18 protein-coding genes are annotated in these 16,841 nt (G+C 66.6%); 6 read left to right on the top strand and 12 right to left on the bottom strand.

Going from position 1 to position 16,841, the window contains the following annotated elements:
• Nucleotides 1-62: 62 nt before the first annotated feature.
• A complete protein-coding gene (gene apbC, locus L6D75_RS05085) occupies nucleotides 63-1,157 on the top strand; it encodes an iron-sulfur cluster carrier protein ApbC (RefSeq protein ID WP_176511075.1) in 1,095 nt (364 codons plus the stop codon).
• 107 nt (nucleotides 1,158-1,264) lie between these two features.
• Here apbC and L6D75_RS05080 read toward each other — a convergent pair whose 3' ends face one another.
• A complete protein-coding gene (locus L6D75_RS05080; RefSeq protein ID WP_003254922.1) occupies nucleotides 1,265-1,474 on the bottom strand; it encodes a cold-shock protein in 210 nt (69 codons plus the stop codon).
• 328 nt (nucleotides 1,475-1,802) lie between these two features.
• On the opposite strand from L6D75_RS05080, the gene dcd reads away from it, so the two are divergent.
• Both dcd and L6D75_RS05070 read left to right on the top strand, forming a co-directional pair.
• On the top strand, nucleotides 1,803-2,369 hold the full coding sequence (gene dcd, locus L6D75_RS05075; RefSeq protein WP_012313046.1) for a dCTP deaminase: 567 nt from the start codon (nucleotides 1,803-1,805) through the stop codon (nucleotides 2,367-2,369).
• A gap of 96 nt (nucleotides 2,370-2,465) precedes the next feature.
• A complete protein-coding gene (locus tag L6D75_RS05070; protein ID WP_176511076.1) occupies nucleotides 2,466-2,678 on the top strand; it encodes a hypothetical protein in 213 nt (70 codons plus the stop codon).
• Here the strand turns inward: L6D75_RS05070 and pdeM are convergent, their stop codons facing one another.
• From pdeM to L6D75_RS05020, 10 genes are all read right to left on the bottom strand, one after another.
• Entirely contained in the window at nucleotides 2,679-3,338 is a 660-nt protein-coding gene (gene pdeM / locus L6D75_RS05065; RefSeq protein WP_176511077.1) for a ligase-associated DNA damage response endonuclease PdeM, read from the bottom strand.
• The gene (locus L6D75_RS05060; protein WP_176511078.1) at nucleotides 3,335-5,797 is read right to left on the bottom strand and encodes a ligase-associated DNA damage response DEXH box helicase; all 2,463 of its coding nucleotides are present in this window, start codon (nucleotides 5,795-5,797) and stop codon (nucleotides 3,335-3,337) included. Before L6D75_RS05060 ends, pdeM begins: the two co-directional genes overlap by 4 nt.
• Nucleotides 5,798-5,862: 65 nt before the next feature.
• A complete protein-coding gene (locus L6D75_RS05055) occupies nucleotides 5,863-6,978 on the bottom strand; it encodes a succinylglutamate desuccinylase/aspartoacylase family protein (RefSeq protein WP_176511079.1) in 1,116 nt (371 codons plus the stop codon).
• A gap of 82 nt (nucleotides 6,979-7,060) precedes the next feature.
• Nucleotides 7,061-8,719 (bottom strand): ATP-dependent DNA ligase, encoded by a 1,659-nt coding sequence (locus tag L6D75_RS05050; protein WP_176511080.1) that lies wholly within the window; start codon nucleotides 8,717-8,719, stop codon nucleotides 7,061-7,063.
• On the bottom strand, nucleotides 8,716-9,732 hold the full coding sequence (locus L6D75_RS05045) for a ligase-associated DNA damage response exonuclease (RefSeq protein WP_176511081.1): 1,017 nt from the start codon (nucleotides 9,730-9,732) through the stop codon (nucleotides 8,716-8,718). The genes L6D75_RS05050 and L6D75_RS05045 overlap by 4 nt, the downstream gene beginning before the upstream one ends.
• A 366-nt stretch (nucleotides 9,733-10,098) precedes the next feature.
• On the bottom strand, nucleotides 10,099-12,540 hold the full coding sequence (locus L6D75_RS05040) for a penicillin acylase family protein (protein WP_176517943.1): 2,442 nt from the start codon (nucleotides 12,538-12,540) through the stop codon (nucleotides 10,099-10,101).
• A 146-nt stretch (nucleotides 12,541-12,686) separates the two neighbouring features.
• Nucleotides 12,687-12,890, bottom strand: coding sequence for an SEC-C metal-binding domain-containing protein (locus L6D75_RS05035; protein WP_176517944.1), 204 nt, complete (start codon nucleotides 12,888-12,890; stop codon nucleotides 12,687-12,689).
• A 7-nt stretch (nucleotides 12,891-12,897) separates the two neighbouring features.
• Nucleotides 12,898-13,374 (bottom strand): LEA/WHy family protein, encoded by a 477-nt coding sequence (locus tag L6D75_RS05030; RefSeq protein ID WP_176517945.1) that lies wholly within the window; start codon nucleotides 13,372-13,374, stop codon nucleotides 12,898-12,900.
• A gap of 2 nt (nucleotides 13,375-13,376) precedes the next feature.
• Nucleotides 13,377-13,853, bottom strand: a complete 477-nt coding sequence (locus L6D75_RS05025; RefSeq protein WP_176517946.1) for a YchJ family protein — start codon at nucleotides 13,851-13,853, stop codon at nucleotides 13,377-13,379.
• A gap of 2 nt (nucleotides 13,854-13,855) precedes the next feature.
• Entirely contained in the window at nucleotides 13,856-14,350 is a 495-nt protein-coding gene (locus L6D75_RS05020) for a DUF6231 family protein (protein WP_176517947.1), read from the bottom strand.
• Between the two features lie 158 nt (nucleotides 14,351-14,508).
• On the opposite strand from L6D75_RS05020, the gene L6D75_RS05015 reads away from it, so the two are divergent.
• The 3 genes from L6D75_RS05015 (at nucleotide 14,509) to L6D75_RS05005 (ending at nucleotide 16,303) form a co-directional block, all read left to right on the top strand.
• A complete protein-coding gene (locus L6D75_RS05015; RefSeq protein ID WP_176517948.1) occupies nucleotides 14,509-15,201 on the top strand; it encodes a PA1041 family peptidoglycan-binding anchor lipoprotein in 693 nt (230 codons plus the stop codon).
• Nucleotides 15,202-15,288: 87 nt separating this feature from the next.
• Nucleotides 15,289-16,008, top strand: a complete 720-nt coding sequence (locus tag L6D75_RS05010) for a PA1041 family peptidoglycan-binding anchor lipoprotein (protein ID WP_176517949.1) — start codon at nucleotides 15,289-15,291, stop codon at nucleotides 16,006-16,008.
• 19 nt (nucleotides 16,009-16,027) lie between these two features.
• On the top strand, nucleotides 16,028-16,303 hold the full coding sequence (locus L6D75_RS05005) for a DUF1145 domain-containing protein (RefSeq protein ID WP_176517950.1): 276 nt from the start codon (nucleotides 16,028-16,030) through the stop codon (nucleotides 16,301-16,303).
• 6 nt (nucleotides 16,304-16,309) lie between these two features.
• Here L6D75_RS05005 and L6D75_RS05000 read toward each other — a convergent pair whose 3' ends face one another.
• A complete protein-coding gene (locus tag L6D75_RS05000; RefSeq protein WP_176517951.1) occupies nucleotides 16,310-16,774 on the bottom strand; it encodes a CopD family protein in 465 nt (154 codons plus the stop codon).
• Nucleotides 16,775-16,841: the final 67 nt, after the last annotated feature.

Raw genomic sequence — 16,841 nt, 5'->3', positions numbered from 1 at the left:
CTGACGATTGACGGGTTAGGATAGGCGCCTGTTTCACATTCAGTTTGCCAATGGGAGTGTCCATGAGTGTCGTCACCCGTGCCGCCGTCGAAGGCGCGCTTCGCCAGTACACCGACCCCTACCTGAACCTGGACCCGGTGAGCGCCGGTTGCGTGCGCGCCATCGATATCCAGGGCGGGCAGGTCGCTGTGCAGTTGCAGCTCGGCTACGCTGCCGGCCTGTTCAAGAACGGCTGGGCCCAGGTGCTGCAGACCGCGATCGAGAACCTCGAAGGCGTCACCTCGGCGCAGGTGTCGATCGATTGCGTGGTCGCCGCGCACAAGGCCCAGGCCCAGGTGCCGGCCATGGCCAACGTCAAGAACATCGTCGCGGTGGCCTCGGGCAAGGGCGGTGTCGGCAAGTCGACCACCGCAGCCAACCTGGCCCTGGCCCTGGCCCGCGAAGGTGCCCGGGTCGGCATTCTCGACGCCGACATCTATGGGCCCAGCCAGGGCGTGATGTTCGGTATCGCCGAAGGCACGCGCCCGCAGATCCGCGAGCAGAAGTGGTTCGTGCCGATCAAGGCCCATGGCGTGGAAGTGATGTCCATGGCGTTTCTCACCGACGACAACACGCCCATGGTCTGGCGCGGCCCGATGGTGTCGGGGGCGCTGCTGCAACTGGTGACCCAGACCGCCTGGGACGACCTCGATTACCTGGTGATCGACATGCCGCCAGGCACCGGTGACATCCAGCTGACCCTGGCGCAGAAAGTGCCGGTGGCCGGCTCGGTGATCGTCACCACCCCTCAGGACCTGGCCTTGCTCGATGCCAAGAAGGGCGTGGAAATGTTCCGCAAGGTCAACATTCCGGTGCTTGGCGTGGTGGAGAACATGGCGGTGCACATCTGCTCGAACTGCGGCCATGCCGAGCACCTGTTCGGTGAAGGCGGTGGCGAGAAGCTGGCGGCGCAGTACGGCGTCGAACTGCTGGCCTCGTTGCCATTGTCGATGCTGATCCGCGAGCAGGCCGACAGCGGCAAGCCGACGGCGATCGCCGAACCGGAAAGCCAGATTGCCATGGTCTACCAGGAACTGGCCCGCCAGGTCGGGGCGCGGATCGTGCTGCAGGAAGCGGCGGCGCCGGCGATGCCGAGCATTACCATCAGCGAAGATTGATCGGCGCACCGTGTCGTTGCCTGGCAGGCAGCGACACGGGTTTCAGCCAGGCATAAAAAAACCCGCCAGAAGGCGGGTTTTTTTGAAAGCTAGGAAGCTAAATCGACTTAGGCGATTTGAACTTCTTCAGCCTGCATGCCTTTCTGGCCGCGGGTAGCGACGAAAGTAACAGCCTGGCCTTCTTTCAGGGTTTTGAAGCCGTCAGCTTGGATGGCTTTGAAGTGCACGAACAGGTCGTCGCCCGACTGAGGGGTGATGAAGCCGTAGCCCTTCTCATCGTTGAACCACTTAACAACACCGGATTGACGGTTGGACATTTTTCTGTCTCCTTGGACAAAGTTGAAAACGGTCAGGAAAATCCCTGGCCGGGACTGAGCGCAAAGAGAGCAGAAAATTCAGCGATGGGCCGATCAGGATCGTGCATCAAACTAGAGATTCTCGGTGTCACGTGCAGCACAGTGGCGCCACCTTAACCCACTTTCCGCAGCCTGCCAATCTCCAAGATGGCCTTTGATGAAATTCAGATCGGCGGCGGCCGCAACCCCCGTCCGGCGCGGGATACGGCGCGGAACTTCAACTTGGGCGCCGGGACCGGTAAGATGCGCGTCTTGTTTTTCACCTCGCAACCCTTCAGGACACCCCGCCATGAGCATCAAATCGGACAAGTGGATTCGCCGCATGGCGCAGGAACACGGCATGATCGAACCGTTCGTCGAGCGCCAGGTGCGCGGCGAGCACGATAGCCGGGTCATCTCCTTCGGCGTCTCCAGCTACGGCTACGACGTGCGTTGCGCCGACGAATTCAAGGTGTTCACCAACATCAATTCGGCCACCGTCGACCCGAAGAACTTCGACGCCGGCAGCTTCGTCGATGTCAAAAGCGATGTCTGCATCATCCCGCCGAACTCCTTCGCCCTGGCCCGTACCGTCGAATACTTCCGTATTCCGCGCAATGTGCTGACCATCTGCCTGGGCAAGAGCACCTATGCGCGTTGCGGCATCATCGTCAACGTGACGCCACTCGAGCCCGAGTGGGAAGGCCACGTGACCCTGGAGTTCTCCAACACCACCACGCTGCCGGCGAAAATCTACGCCAACGAAGGTGTGGCACAGATGCTCTTCCTCGAGTCCGATGAAGAGTGCGAAGTGTCCTACAAAGACCGTGGCGGCAAGTACCAGGGCCAGCGCGGCGTCACCCTGCCGCGTACCTGAGCCGACGAGCGCGGGGAATTCCCTGCGCCTTTGGCACTCCAACGGGTAACCGTGCCGATGTGCATGAAGCGCATCGGCTCTCGTCAGGAGCAGCCAATGAAACTCCATCCCGCAATCAGCGCGAAACTCGCGGTGCTGCAACCCAACCAGGTCGGCATGCTGCCTTGGTCGTTGCTGGCCCACCCGCTGCCGATGCAGGCCGGGGGCGTGCCGCACCAGCCCGAACCCGACACCCCACAGCCGCCCGAGCCCAGCGAGCCAGGCGACCCCATCCGGCCCGACGAGCCGCCTCCCGCGCCTGTGGCGTGATCAACCTCCCAGCGCCCAGACCTGCCCGTCGCCGGTGACGAAAACCCGCGTTTCGTCGCCGGGGGCGACCGTGTAGCCCCCGGTGAATTCGCCGAAAGCCGGCAGCAGGCTGAGCTGAGTATCGAGCACGAAGCACGGCAGGCGCAGTTTCTGGCGTGCTCGCCCGCGCAGCAGGTACACCGGATGCACATGGCCTGCCAGCACCGGGTGCTCGGGGTGAGCGGTCGGCTCGTGCTGCAAGGCGAACGGCGCCAGCAGCCAGGGTTGGTCGATTACCTCGATGCTCAGTTCGGCTGGCGGGTCGCCCGCGTGGCGATCGTGATTGCCGCGAATGAGCACGATCTGCAGCCCATCGTGTCGACTACGCCACTCCCGAAGCCTGGCCAGTGTGTTAGGTGCCCGCGCCGTGCGTGCATGGATAAAATCGCCAAGGATCACCAATTGCCTGCAGTCGTATGCCGCCAGCAGGGCGTCCAGGCGCGCCAGGGTCGCCTCGGTGGTGCCCCGCGGCACCGGCTGGTGCAACGCCCGGTAGCTCGCGGCCTTGCCGATATGCACGTCGGCCACCAGCAATGTGTGGCGGGCAGGCCAGTAGATGGCCTTGTCGGCGAGCAGCCATAGGGTCTGGCCGCAATGCTCGACAACTAGATGACCGTTCATTGCGCGCCGCTGCCGCGTGAGGCTGCTTTTTCAAGGTCCGCCACCATCCGCGCGATGCGATCCGCCAGCTTCTCCGTGCTCAAGGTTTCGCGCATGCCCTCCACCAGCAAAGTGAAGGCCAGCGGCCCTGGTCTTTGCAGCGCCTGCAGGTCCAGCCGCAGCTGGCTCATCTTGTGCAGCTGGCGCTGCAGCCGCTCGATTTCCAGCTCTTCGCGCAGCACTTCATCGCGTGCCTGGCCAAGCAGCAGGTTGCTGGCGTCGTGTTTGCGAAATACCTCGAAAAACAGCCCGCTGGAGGCCTGGATCTGCCGGGTGCTTTTTTGCGCCGCAGGGTAGCCGCCGAACACCAGCCCGGCGATCTGGGCAATTTCGCGAAAACGCCGCAGGGCCATTTCCCCGGCGTTCAGGCTGGCCAACACATCCTCCAGCAAGTTCTCGCTGGATAGCGCGCCAGGCAGGTGCGCGGCCCAATCCACGGGGCTCGGGCTGAGCAGCTCGAAGCCGTAGTCGCTCACCGCGATCGACACCGACAGCGGTTGATTGCGGCTGACGCGCCAGGCGATGAGGGTGGCCAGCCCAAGGTTGGCCATGCGCCCGGCGAAGGGGTAGAGAAACAGGTGCGAGCCCTGGCGCGATGCCAAGGTCTCGGCCAGCAGCGTCTGCGTGGTGGGCAAGGCCGACCAGCGAGCCTGCAGCGCCAGCAGTGGGCGCACCGCGCGCATTTCCGGGCTGGCGTAGCGGCCATGGGCGGCGCCATCGAGTTGCTCGACCAGCGCATCGGCCAGTTCGCTGGACAGCGGCATGCGCCCGCCATTCCAGCGGGCTACGGCAGCTTTGCGGGCGGTGCTGCGGCGGACATAGGCCGTCATGTTCTCGACCCTCACCAGCTCCAGCACGCGCCCGGCGAAAACCAGCGTATCGCCTGGCCGCAGGCGGGCGATGAAGGCCTCCTCGACGCTGCCCAGGTGCTTGCCGCCACCCCCCTTGCTCCAATACTTGAGCTGCAGGCTGGCGTCACTGACGATGGTGCCGATGCCCATGCGGTGGCGCCGCGCCAGGCGCTCGCTGGCCACCCGCCAGATGCCGTCGGGGTGGGCTTCGACGCGCTGGTAGTCGGGGTAGGCGCTGAGCGAGCTGCCGCCATGGCTGACGAAATCCAGCGCCCACTGCCACTGGCTGTCGCGCAAGTCGTGAAATGCCCAGGTATCACGCACCTCGGCCAGCAGTTCGGGCGGGCGAAAGCCGGCGCCCAGGGCCATGCTGACCAGGTGCTGGACCAGCACGTCCATGCACAGGCGCGGCGAGTTGCGCGCCTCGATATGCCCCGCCGCCAGCGCCTCGCGCGCTGCGGCGGCTTCCACCAGCTCCAGGCTGTGGGTGGGCACCAGGGTGATGCGCGAGCGCCGCCCCGGCGCATGCCCGGAGCGCCCGGCGCGCTGCATCAGGCGTGCGATGCCCTTGGCCGAGCCGATCTGCAGCACCCGCTCCACGGGCAGAAAATCCACGCCCAGGTCGAGGCTGGAGGTGCAGACCACCGCCTTGAGCGTGCCTTGCTTGAGGTTCAGCTCCACCCAGTCGCGGGTCGCCCGCGCCAACGAGGCATGGTGCAAGGCAATCTGGCCGGCCCAATCAGGGCGCGCATCGAGCAAGGCCTGGTACCACAGTTCGGCCTGGGCACGGGTATTGGTGAACACCAGGCTGCTGGCACAGTCATCGAGTTCATGGGCGACCTGGCCGAGCATCTTCAGGCCCATGTGGCCGGCCCAGGGGAAGCGCTCGATGGCCGGCGGCAGCAGGGTATCGACCACCAGGCGTTTGTCCTGGCGACCGCGTATCAGCTGGCCGCCGTGGGGCAGCAGCACTTGCAGGGCGTGAGTCAGGTTACCCAAGGTGGCCGACAGGCCCCAGGTCACCAGGCCGGGCTGCCAGCGGCGCAGGCGGGCGAGGGCGAGCTGCAGTTGCACGCCACGCTTGTTGCCGAGCAGTTCGTGCCATTCATCGACCACCACCAGGCGCAGGCTGGCGAAGTCGTTTTCGGCCTGGGCGCGGGTCAGCAGCAAGGTCAGGCTCTCGGGTGTGGTGATCAGCGTGCTCGGCAGGCGCCGGGCCTGGCGGGCGCGTTCCGCGCTGCCGGTATCGCCGCTGCGGACCCCGACGGTCCAGTTCAGGCCCAGGTCGCCCAGCGGGGCTTGCAAGGCACGGGCGGTGTCGGCCGCCAGTGCACGCATGGGGGTGATCCACAGCACCTGCAGCGCAGCGGGTTGGCGGGCAGGGGCAGCGTCGGCAAAGGCGCGCAGGGCGCCCAGCCACACGGCGTAGGTCTTGCCGGCCCCGGTGCTGGCGTGCAGCAGCCCGGATTCGCCACGGCCGATGGCGGCCCACACTTGCCGCTGGAAGGCGAAGGGCTTCCAGCCGCGGGCAGTGAACCAGGCGCTGGCAAGGTCGGTAGAAGCAGGCATGCGCGGGGGTCCTTGCAGGGCTGTGCTTCTACAGACCGCTGGCCAGCGCTATTGGTTTTACCGAATCAGTTGGCCAGCAGGTAGCCGCTGCGGCATACCTGTTCGCCGGCGAGATGGGCGATGACCATGCCTGCGGTGGCCATGCGGCGCACGCTGCGGGCGTAGAGCAGCCCGGGCTGCTCGGCGCGCACGGCAGTGACGCGGTCGCTGATCGGGTCGATGACCTCGGCGATCAGTTGCCCAGCCTCGACCTGCTGGCCAGGGCGCACGTGATACACCAGCAAGCCGCCCAGCGGCGCCGACACCGGCTCCACCGCCGCCAGCGGCGTGGCCGGGCGTGGCAGTGGCGGCAGCGGCGCGGGGCTGCCTTCGATGACCCCGGCATGGGTCAGGTAGTCGAGGATGGCCTGGCAGTCCTGGGTGGCCAGGTCATGGCTGACGTCGGCCTGGCCCCGCAGTTCGACGGTCACCGCGACGCTGCCCAGGGGGATCGGGTAGCGCTTGCCGAAGCGTTGCTGCAGCTGCCACCACACCAGGCTGAAGCATTCGTCGAACGACTGCCCGCCGGAATCGGTGGCCAGCAGGCTGGCCTGGGCGCCCAGGTAGCGCGCCAGCGGCTCGACCTGGGGCCAGGCCTCGGGCGTGGTGTAGAGGTGTTCGACGGCTTCGAAGTCGCAATGCAGGTCCAGCACCAGGTCGGCGTCGCAGGCCAGCCGCTGCAAGGTCAGGCGTTGCGATTGCAGGGGCGTGCGGGCCGGGTGGGCGTCGAGGCCACGGCGCAGGTACTCGCGAATCAGCGCCAGGTTGTGCGCGGGGTCCTGGGTCAGGTGGCCGTCGATCTGGTCGCCGATGCTGTCGGAAAGGTCGACGAATTTGCGGTTGAAGTTCTCGCCGCTCTGCAGCTCGAAACGCCCCAGCGGCGCGTCGAGCACCACCTGTTCCAGGCCCACCGGGTTGGCCACCGGCACCAGGATGATCTCGCGGCGCAGGCGCCCTTGCTGCTCCAGTTCGGCGAACCGGCGCTTGAGGTGCCAGGCAACCAGCATGCCGGGCAGTTCGTCGGCATGCAGCGAGGCCTGGATATATACCTTGGCGCCACCGCGCGGGCCGAAGTGGAAGCTGTGCAGCTGGCGGCTGATGCCGGGTACGGGGGAGAGTAGGTCGTGGGTCGTATGGTGCATGGTGGTCCTGGCGGCGTGGCGAAAACAATCTGCGACAAAGATAGAAGCATAAATTTGGCCAGTGCGCCTCACCGCGTGGCGATCAGGCCAGCAGTGCCTGCAAGGTGGCCAGGTCGTCGGCTTCTTCCACCGGTTTGTCCAGGCGCCAGCGCAACATGCGCGGAAAACGCACGGCAATCCCGCTCTTGTGCCGCTTGGACAAGGCAATGCCTTCGAAACCGAGCTCGAACACCAGCGTCGGGGTGACGCTGCGCACCGGGCCGAAGGTTTCCACCGTGGTCTTGCGGATGATGGCATCGACCTTGCGCATTTCTTCGTCGCTGAGCCCCGAATAGGCCTTGGCGAAGGGCACCAGGGCGCGCTCCGGGGTACCGGCCGGGGCGTCCCACACGGCAAAGGTGTAGTCGCTGTAGAGGCTGGCGCGCCGGCCATGGCCGCGTTGCGCGTAGATCAGCACGGCATCGACGCTGAACGGGTCGATCTTCCATTTCCACCACAGGCCCATGTCCTTGGTCCGCCCCACGCCGTACAGCGCCTCGCGCTGCTTGAGCATCAGCCCTTCGACGCCCAGGCTGCGTGACTGCTCGCGCTGCTCGGCGAGCGCTTCCCAGCTGTCGCCTTGCAGCAGCGGCGAGAGCCGTACCGGGCCCAGCGAGTGGTTATCGACCAGCCATTGCAGTTGCCGGCGGCGTTCATGCTGCGGGCGGTTGCGCCAGTCCTCGCCTTGCCATTCCAGCAAGTCGTAGGCCTGCAGGATCACCGGCGCGTCGGCCAGCAGCTTCTTGCCCAGGGTCTTGCGCCCCAGCCGTTGCTGGAGCAAGGCAAAGGGCTGCACGGCCAGCGCGTCGTTGCTGGCGCCGGGTTTCCAGACCAGGATCTCGCCATCGAGCACGACGCCGTCCGGCAGGCTCTGGGCCAGGCTGTGCAGCTCGGGGAAGCGCTCGGTGACCAGTTCTTCGCCGCGCGACCAGACCCACAGCGTGCCTTCGCGCTTGACCACCTGGGCGCGGATGCCGTCCCACTTCCATTCGACCTGCCAGTCGCTGGGCGGGCCGAGCAAGGCGTCGAATTGCTCGGTGGGCGCTTGCAGGGCGTGTGCCAGAAAGAAGGGGTAAGGCTGGCCGCCACGCTGCAGGTGTTCATCGGCCGATTCGGCGGCAATCAGCTTGTGGTAGGCCTGCGCCGTGGGGCGGTGGCCGATGTCGGTATAGCCGACCAGGCGCTGTGCCACCCGTTTGCTGTCCAGGCCGGCCAACTGCGCCAAGGCGCGGGTGACCAGCAGTTTCGACACGCCGACGCGAAAGCTGCCGGTGATCAGCTTCAGGCAGAGCATCAGGCTCGCCCGGTCGAGCTGCGCCCAGAGCGGGGGCAGGCGTTCACGTATGCGTTCCGGGGCCAACCCGCGCAGCGGCAGCAGGTGCGCCTCGACCCAATGGGCCAGGCCCTCGTCGTTGCCTGGATGGGTTTCTGGCAACACCAGGGAGATGGTTTCTGCCAGGTCGCCCACCGCTTGATAGCTCTCTTCGAACAGCCACTCCGGCAGGCCGGCCAGTTCTGTGGTCAGCTCGCGCAACAGACGGGTTGGCACCAGTTGCCGAGGCCGGCCGCCGGACAGGAAGTACACCGCCCAGGCGGCATCTTCGGCCGGTGCGCTGGCGAAGTAGTCGCGCAGGGCCTCGAGCTTGGCGTTGCTGGAGGTGGTCGCATCCAGGCGCAGATACAGCGCCGCAAAGGCTTTCATGGCTCGGGCTCCGTGGCAGGTGCGTCGTCTTCGTCGCCGTATTCGGTGACGAATGACCGAGCATCCAGGCCCTGTTCATTGAGGTAGCGCACCAGCACGTTGACCGAGCCGTGGGTGACCATCACCCGTTCGGCGCCGGTCTGGCCGATGGCCCACAGCAGCCCGGGCCAGTCGGCGTGGTCGGAGAGCACGAAGCCGCGGTCCACGCCGCGCCGGCGGCGAGTGCCGCGCAGCAGCATCCAGCCGCTGGCGAAGGCGTCGCTGTAGTCACCGAAGCGGCGCATCCAGCTGCTGCCGGCCGCGGAGGGCGGCGCCAGCACCAGGGCCTGGCGCATCAGCGGGTCGTTACGTGGAATGTCGCCTGCATAGCGTGTTGAGGGCAGGTGCACGCCTGCTTCGCGGTACACCCGGTTCAGCGGTTCGACTGCGCCGTGCACCAGGATCGGGCCGATGCTTGGGTCCAGGCCATGGAGAATCCGCTGCGCCTTGCCGAAGGCGTAGCAGAACAGCACGCTGGCCTTGCCCTGGTCGCGGTTGCTGCGCCACCAGCTGTTGATGCCGGCGAAAATTTGCGCCTGCTCGGGCCAGCGGTAGATGGGCAGGCCGAAGGTCGATTCGGTGATGAAGGTGTGGCAGCGCACCGGCTCGAAAGGGGTGCAGGTGCCGTCGGGTTCGACCTTGTAGTCGCCGGAAGCCACCCACACCTCGCCCTGGTGCTCCAGGCGCACTTGCGCCGAGCCCAGCACATGCCCGGCCGGGTGCAGGCTGAGGGTGACGCCGTGGTGCTGGATGCGCTCGCCGTAGGCCAGGGTCTGCAGGTCGATGTCCTGGCCGAGGCGGCTACGCAGGATGCCGGCGCCGGGGGCGGCCGTCAGGTAATGGCGATTGCCGCTGCGGGCGTGGTCGCCATGGCCGTGGGTGATGATCGCGCGTGCCACCGGGCGCCAGGGGTCGATGTAGAAATCACCGGGCGGGCAGTACAGGCCTTCGGGGCGGGCGATGACGAGGTCCATGGCGTGGGCGCTGGTAGCTGGGGTTACCAGTTAGGAGCGGGGCCAGGGTTGGGAAGTTCGTTTGGGTTGGGTCGGGGAGAGGTGCTTGTCGTGGGTTTTTTAGCGGTTTTGAAATCGAGCGCCGCCCGCGCGGCGCATCGCGGATAAATCCGCTCCCACATTTGTTGCAACGTACCTATGCCTGATAGGCCATGGTTGTCAGCCTGGGTGGTACGACACGATGTCTCGGCGGGCACCAAAGGCGGACAACCATGGCCTGACAGACCGTGGCACGTTGCAACAAATGTAGGAGCGGATTTATCCGCGATGCGCCGCGCGGGCGGCGCGCGATCTCGAAACCCCTACAGATCGAAAACCAAGCGCCTGTTACCTACCCGGCACCAAACTCAACCGCTGGCTCCCATAAGCCCGCGCAAAGTTCTGCGGCTGCAGCGGCAAGCTCATGAAGCGCCCCTTGAACCACGCATCCAGCCCATCACTGTAATGCCCGCTGGCCGGGTTGCCGGACTGCCCGTTGCTGGTCAGCACCTGCAGTGGTTCGGCTTGGCCAAAGTCGACGATCATCCGCGCCGACGCCGGCAAGTGCGTGTTGAAATCACTCCCCCAGGCATACGGCGTCAGCGCCAGGGTGCTGAAGTCGCCGCCGGCGGCCAGCGGCGAACGGCGCTGGGCCTCGCCCAGGCCGTGGTAGGCCGGTGCAGGCCAGCGATACTGGTGCAGCTTGCCCCACTGCCAGGCGCGGCGGTCGGCGCCCAGCTGCGCGGTGCCGGCGTCCACCGCCGCGGCCAGGCTGCGGGCGAGAATGGCTGGCTTGTCTTCCTTTTGCGGCGTGTTGCGGTCATCCCAGAACGGGCTGTCCTCGCGGCCGAGCAGGTGGTCGGCCTGGGCCGAGTAGGACAGCTGGGCATTGCTGACGAACGCCTGCCAGGCCGGGCCGGACTCGGGGCCGAGGTCGTCGAGGAAGGTCTGCCGCGCGACTTCCTGCAGGAACAGTTCATACAGCGCAGCATCCGCCGACACCGGGCTCAGGCGGCCATCGAAGGCCTTAAGCCGGGCCAGGGCCTCGCGGGCCTTGTCGCCCTGGGCGGGTGGCAGGGCGTCGATGGCCTGCTTGAGCGGCTGGGCCATGCCGGGGGCGTCGAACATCTGCTTGAGCTTGCCGGCCAGCAAGGTCACCTGGTCGTTCTGCAGGGCCATCAGGCTGCGGCTGTCGTGGCGGCCGTTGCCGGCCAGCTGGGCCAGGCGCTCGGCGCGTTCGGGGTAGTACCAGGTGTTGGACAACTGCATGCCATAGCCGCGTGGCAGGCTGCGCTGGTTGGCGTGGCCGATCCAGCCTTCTGGCGGGTCCTGGTCGTAGGGGTGGAGCATCGGGTCGGCGTAGCCATCCCAGTCGTAGCGCCCGTCCCAGCCCGGCGATGGCAGCAGGCCCTGGCCTTCCCGGCGGTTGGGGTAGCGGCCGCTGACTTGCCAGCCGATGTGCTCGGGCTCGGCGAACACGAAGTTCAGGGCCGCCGCGGCGACTTCACGGGTGCTGTCGAAGGCACGTTCCACCGTTTGCGCGCGGGTCAGGTCGAACAGCGCATCGAGGCTGCGGTCGCCCTTGATCTGCGGCAGGTTCAGCGCCAGGCCCAGGCTGGCGTTGCCAGGCTGGGCGAGCAGGGTGCCGTGGCGGGTGTCGTACATCACTTCACGCAGCGGACGCTGGCCGCGCACGAAGAAGGTTTCGCTGCGGGCCCGGGCCGGTTGCCACTTGCCATCGGCCAGGTAGCTGACCTGGCTGCCCTGGTGGCGCAGCTGCTCGAGGAACAGGTCCTGGTTGTCGGCCATCACCGCGCTGCTGCTCCAGGCCAGCTTGCCGTTGTAGCCGGCCAGGACGATGGGCAGCCCCGGCAGCGACAGGCCGGCGACCTGGTACTTGGCGGTGTGGATCTGTACTGGCGCCAGGGCCCAGGCGGCGCGGGTGTCGCTGGCCAGCAGGCTCTTGCCGCTGCGGCTGCGCTGCGGCCCCAAGGCCAGGTTGGCCGAGCCCGGGCTGCCGAGCAGGCCCAGGTCGGCGAGCTTCTGGCTGGCTGCGGCCACGCTGGCAAGCCCAGGCAGTTGGCTGTTGAGGTTCAGGCCCTTGAGTTTTTCCACCTCGGCGTCTGCCAGCGGCTCGTCCGGCGCGCCGGGCAGCAGCCAGGCGAGCTTGTCGCTGCCGACCTTCTGCGCCAGGGTCAGGGCGCTGAGTTCTTCCTGCAGGTTCACCGACTGGCTGAAGGCATACAGGCTGAAGATCAGCGCCGAGTCTTCGGGCTTCCAGTATTCCGCGCGGTAGCCGCTGCTGGCGAGGCTGGCCGGCAGCTTGTCGCGGTAGCGGAACAGGTAGGCGTTGACGCCACGGGCGTACACCTCGAAGAAGCGCTTCAGGCGTGGCGAGGCATCGGCATAAAGCTGGGTGGCGTTCTGCTTGAGGTTGGCGGCACGCATCAGGCGGTCGATGTCCAGTGCCTCGCTGCCGGCCATTTCCGCCAGGCGGCCCTGGGCCAGCAGGCGCATGGCGAGCATCTGCTCGATGCGGTCACCGGCATGCACGTAGCCAAGGCTGAACAGGGCGTCGTGGAAGCTGCTGCTTTCGATCAGCGGTGCGCCCATGGCATTGCGCCGTACCGACACGTTCTGTGCCAGGCCCTTGAGCGGCTGCACGCCGCTGGTCGGGGGCACGCTGTCCTGGTAGCCACCCATCTGGCAGCCGGCTAGCCCGAGCATGCCAAGCAGCGTGGCAGCGCTGGCGAACCGCGGACGGAAGGGAGGAAGGACGGGGGCGGCCATGACAAGGGCTCCTGCAAGGCGTGGCGGGGTTGGAAAGGCGCTAAGGTAGTGAGCGCGCAGTCGCCGTGCAAGGTGCGTTGAAGCTTTATTTACCAGCGGTCGCCAGCTTCAGGCAGCGAGCCTGCAGCTGGCGGCCTGGAACCTGGTCAGGCGCCGTGGCACTTCTTGAATTTCTTCTGGCTGCCGCACGGGCAGGGATCGTTGCGGCCAACGTCCTTCAGGGCGTTGCGCACCGGCTCCTGGTGGCCGTGGTTGCAGTGCGGGCCGTGCACATGGCCGTGATCGTGATCGTGCTGATGATCGTGATCGTGGTTGCAGTCGGGGCCATGGACATGGGGTTGCTGGGTCATTGCAGGGTTACTCCGGTAGGAAATCGCCGGGGATTATCTCACCACTGCGCGACAAGTGCAGGTCCTGGTGGATGATCAGCCCGGTGGCCAGTTCGCCGCGCAACTTGTAATGCAGCTGGTTATCGCTCTTGAGCAGCTTGACCAGCGGCTTGAGGTGCTGCCAGAGGTTGGTCCGCACGCTGATCTTGAAGGTGCGCCGGGCATGCCCGCCGACGCTGCGCCAGATGCTCGCTTCATCCTCTGCCAGCAGCAGGTCGTTGAGCCACAGCGAGTAGCTCAGGTTGCGAATGAACAGGCGGCTGTCGTTGGGGTTGTCGATGCGCAGGTGCAGGATGAACTCCTGTTCCAGCAGACGCGCCTTGACGGTCTCGACCTTGACCAGGTGCACCTCGGGCTCGCGCCAGTCGTCGTCACCCCAGCTCGCGCAGCCCGCCAGCAATGCCAGCAGGGTGGCGAGCAGCAGCAGGCGGGCTTGGGCAATCATGCTCAGTTACCGACGTAGCTGGCGCAGCATTTCTTGAACTTCTGCCCGCTGGCGCAGGGGCAGGGGTCGTTGCGCCCGGCCTTGAGCTCGACGGTCGGGTCGATGAAGTACCAGCGCCCCTCGTGCTGCACGAAGGCCGAACGCTCGCGGTGCTGGTGGTCGCCCTCCTGGTCGTGCCAGCGCGCGGTGAAGGTGACGAAGGCATGCTCGGGCTGGCCGCCGAGCACCTCGGCGCCTGCCACGTCCAGGCCCAGCCAGGTGCTCTGGGCACTCCAGGCGGCCATGGCGTCGCGGTCGAGCCCGGCCTGCTGGGCCGGCAGGGTGGTGGCCACCAGGTAGTCGATCAGGCCCAGCACGTAGGCACTGTAGCGCGAGCGCATCAGCGTCTGCGCATCTGGCGCCGGGGTGCCGGCATGGTAGTGCCCGCAGCAGGCGTCGAGCAGGTTGCCGCTGCCACAAGGGCAGACCGAGACACTCATCATCACCACCAATACTTGCCAAAGTTTTCAGGGTTGGCCCAGAACCTGGCGTTGAGCCAGTCCGGGACCTGCTTGTAATCATGTAGATCATAGGTGAACAAGCTGAGCACCTGCTGGTCGCGGCGGAATTTCTCGCTGGCCGACAGCGCCAGGGCGAAAAAGTCGGTGTCGTGCCAGCCACAGGCCGCTAGGTCGGCCAGCACTGCCACGCGGCTGGCATTGAGGTTGCGGATGCCCCCCAGCAGCTCCAGGCCGGTGCGTTTGGGCAGATGCTCCAGGCAGTCCACCAGCACGGCCAGGTCGAAGCGCTGGGCCGCCAGTGCTGCCGGCAGCGGGCCGGGCGCGGTGGTTTCGATGGTCACTTGCGGGTGAGCCTGGGCGAATGCTTCCAGGGCCGGAAAGCGCGTGCCCACCAGCAGCAGCCGCTGCGGGGTGAAGCGTTCGAGCAGGGCCGCCAGGGCCTGCTGCGGGGTGCGTTGGGAAAAACCGTCGGTCATTGCCAATCCTCGTTCGGGTTGCCCAAGACTAGCGGGCCATCGCCTGCGGGCAAAGGGGCATGTGCCGGGGTGTGGCTTATTGCTGGCAGGGATTGATTGCGCGGTCTTTACTCCCAGAGATCGGTCTTATGCCGATTCCCCCTAGGAGAAGCTACAAAATGAGCATAGTACGCACAGCGATACCCCTGGTACTGCTCACCAGTGTGTTGACTGGTTGTGCAGGTTTGCAAAAAACCGACTGGCCGAAGTGTGCTGCCGTCGGGGGCGTGGGCGGCGCCGCCCTGGGCGCTTTCGAAAGCTCCTCGTGGGCTGGCTGGGGCGCGCTGCTCGGCGGTGGCCTGGCGGCGGGCTACTGCTGGGCCCATGGTGATGGCGACGAGGACGGCGATGGTGTGCCGGATAGCCGCGACAAGTGCCCAGGCACCCCGCGCGGCGTGCAGGTCGATGCCAATGGCTGCCCGCCGGAGCCGGCACCGGTGGTCGAGGAAGTGGTGGTGCAGAAAGAAGAAGTCATCGTCATCCGTGACGTGCACTTCGAATTCGACTCCGCCCGCCTGACCGCGGCCGACAAAGAGCGCCTGAACACCATCGCGACCCGCCTGAAACAGGAAGCGCCCAGCGCTCGCCTGAGCGTGACCGGCCACACCGACAGCGTCGGCTCCGACAAGTACAACCAGAAACTGTCCGAGCGCCGTGCCCATTCGGTGACCGAATACCTGATCGAGAGCGGTGTGCCTCGCGCCAGCTTCGTTTCGGTGGTCGGTGCCGGCGAAACCCAGCCAGTGGCAGACAACGCCACGGCCGATGGGCGTTCGATGAACCGTCGCACCGAGATCAAGATCCAGCGCTGACGGCCTGCGCCCGCGCCGGGAGCAGTGGCGCGGGCGCGTCTTTACGCCTGCAGGCCGGTTGCGGCCAAGGACACAGGAGCATTCATGATGAGTGTCATGTCAAAGGCGGCGCTGCCGTTGCTGGTGGTCACCAGCCTGCTTTCAGGCTGCGCCACCCACAGTGATGGCAGTGCGCCCCTCAATCAACGGACCTGGCCGCTCTGCAGCCTGCTGGGTGGCCTGGTGGGCGGTGGCCTGGGGGCCATCGAGAGTTCGAGCTGGGCCGCCGGCGGCGGAGCCCTGGGCGCCATCGCCGGTGGGCTGATCTGCTATGCCCAGGACGGCGACGAGGACGGGGATGGCGTATTCGACCGCCGAGACCGCTGCCCGGACACGCCGGCCAATACCCCGGTCGACCACATGGGCTGCCCGCTGCCGCAGTACCCGCCGAGCCAGCCTGCGGCTGAGCCCGAGGCCAAGGCCGAGGTGATCTCCCTCGACGACCAGGGCCAGGTGATGTTCGCCTTCAACTCCGCCGACCTCACCACGGGCAGCCAGCAACGGCTGCAAAGCCTGCTGCCGAGGCTCAACGAGTTGGGCGTGACGCGCATCAAGGTGGTTGGCCATACCGACAATGTCGGCTCCGACAGCTACAACCAGACACTTTCCGAACGGCGTGCCGCCAGTGTGGCCGAGTACCTGATCAGCCAGGGCCTGGCGCCGCAGAAGGTCACCAGCGAAGGGCGCGGGGCGCGCGAGCCGGTGGCGGAAAACGACACCGAGGAAGGCCGCGCGCACAACCGCCGGGTCGACCTGCACCTGAACTGACACGCACAAGGGGCGGCAGATGAAGTTCATCCTTGGCCTTGGCAAGGTCCTGACCGTGGCGTTCTGGGGCGTGGTGCTGTTCAACCAGCTGATGCCGCAGCCGCTGCCGCTGAACCTGCTGATCAACGCAACCGGTATCGCCGTGCTGGGCCTGCATATGCTAGAGGTGCTGTTTTTCAATGGCAGCCTGCGCGGGCGCAGCCATCGCTGGTTCGATCGGTTGCAGATCCTGCTGACCGGCATCTTCCATGTCATGTCGATCCCGCGGCCGCCCGAGCCGCCGCGGGCGGGCTGAAGCGCCCTACATCAGCAGGCGCGAGCTGGCCACGGCGACGACGGCCAGCCCCAGCAGCAGGTTGACCCCGACCATCCGCCGGATCCGCCCGAGCACGGCGGCCCCGGCGGCCCAGTCCTCGGCCTGCACCGCAGTTTTCAGCTCCGGCAGCAGCAACGCCTGGATGCGCATGAACAGGGCGAACATGGCGATGCCGCCGCCGATCATCACGTGAATGTACTTGGGCGCTGTCTCGAAACCATTGAAACGCATGTGCAACATGCCGATACCACTTATCGCCAGGATCACCACCGCCAGCCAGACCCAAGTGAAAAAGCGTCGGAAAACTTCCACCCAGAGCCGCAGCCGGGCCGGCCCTTCAAGGGCTGCAACCGTTGCCGGGCGCAGCACCAGCCAGGCGAAGAACATGCCACCGACCCACACCAGGGCGGCCAGGACATGCAATGTATAGGGCAGGGCAAAGGCGAGCATCTGGATCTCCATGCGGCACAAAGGGCAATAGCGGGGTATGATAGCCGCCCCATGCGAAACACTGAAA

Source organism: Pseudomonas faucium, assembly GCF_021602585.1.
Taxonomy (GTDB): Bacteria; Pseudomonadota; Gammaproteobacteria; order Pseudomonadales; family Pseudomonadaceae; genus Aquipseudomonas; species Aquipseudomonas faucium.
This window is presented reverse-complemented; position numbering and strand designations above follow the sequence as displayed.

Coding starts and splice junctions, on each gene's coding strand:
- apbC (WP_176511075.1), top strand. CDS start 63: ATGAGTGTCGTCACCCGTGCCGCCGTCGAAGGCGCGCTTCGCCAGTAC.
- L6D75_RS05080 (WP_003254922.1), bottom strand. CDS start 1,474: ATGTCCAACCGTCAATCCGGTGTTGTTAAGTGGTTCAACGATGAGAAG.
- dcd (WP_012313046.1), top strand. CDS start 1,803: ATGAGCATCAAATCGGACAAGTGGATTCGCCGCATGGCGCAGGAACAC.
- L6D75_RS05070 (WP_176511076.1), top strand. CDS start 2,466: ATGAAACTCCATCCCGCAATCAGCGCGAAACTCGCGGTGCTGCAACCC.
- pdeM (WP_176511077.1), bottom strand. CDS start 3,338: ATGAACGGTCATCTAGTTGTCGAGCATTGCGGCCAGACCCTATGGCTG.
- L6D75_RS05060 (WP_176511078.1), bottom strand. CDS start 5,797: ATGCCTGCTTCTACCGACCTTGCCAGCGCCTGGTTCACTGCCCGCGGC.
- L6D75_RS05055 (WP_176511079.1), bottom strand. CDS start 6,978: ATGCACCATACGACCCACGACCTACTCTCCCCCGTACCCGGCATCAGC.
- L6D75_RS05050 (WP_176511080.1), bottom strand. CDS start 8,719: ATGAAAGCCTTTGCGGCGCTGTATCTGCGCCTGGATGCGACCACCTCC.
- L6D75_RS05045 (WP_176511081.1), bottom strand. CDS start 9,732: ATGGACCTCGTCATCGCCCGCCCCGAAGGCCTGTACTGCCCGCCCGGT.
- L6D75_RS05040 (WP_176517943.1), bottom strand. CDS start 12,540: ATGGCCGCCCCCGTCCTTCCTCCCTTCCGTCCGCGGTTCGCCAGCGCT.
- L6D75_RS05035 (WP_176517944.1), bottom strand. CDS start 12,890: ATGACCCAGCAACCCCATGTCCATGGCCCCGACTGCAACCACGATCAC.
- L6D75_RS05030 (WP_176517945.1), bottom strand. CDS start 13,374: ATGATTGCCCAAGCCCGCCTGCTGCTGCTCGCCACCCTGCTGGCATTG.
- L6D75_RS05025 (WP_176517946.1), bottom strand. CDS start 13,853: ATGAGTGTCTCGGTCTGCCCTTGTGGCAGCGGCAACCTGCTCGACGCC.
- L6D75_RS05020 (WP_176517947.1), bottom strand. CDS start 14,350: ATGACCGACGGTTTTTCCCAACGCACCCCGCAGCAGGCCCTGGCGGCC.
- L6D75_RS05015 (WP_176517948.1), top strand. CDS start 14,509: ATGAGCATAGTACGCACAGCGATACCCCTGGTACTGCTCACCAGTGTG.
- L6D75_RS05010 (WP_176517949.1), top strand. CDS start 15,289: ATGAGTGTCATGTCAAAGGCGGCGCTGCCGTTGCTGGTGGTCACCAGC.
- L6D75_RS05005 (WP_176517950.1), top strand. CDS start 16,028: ATGAAGTTCATCCTTGGCCTTGGCAAGGTCCTGACCGTGGCGTTCTGG.
- L6D75_RS05000 (WP_176517951.1), bottom strand. CDS start 16,774: ATGCTCGCCTTTGCCCTGCCCTATACATTGCATGTCCTGGCCGCCCTG.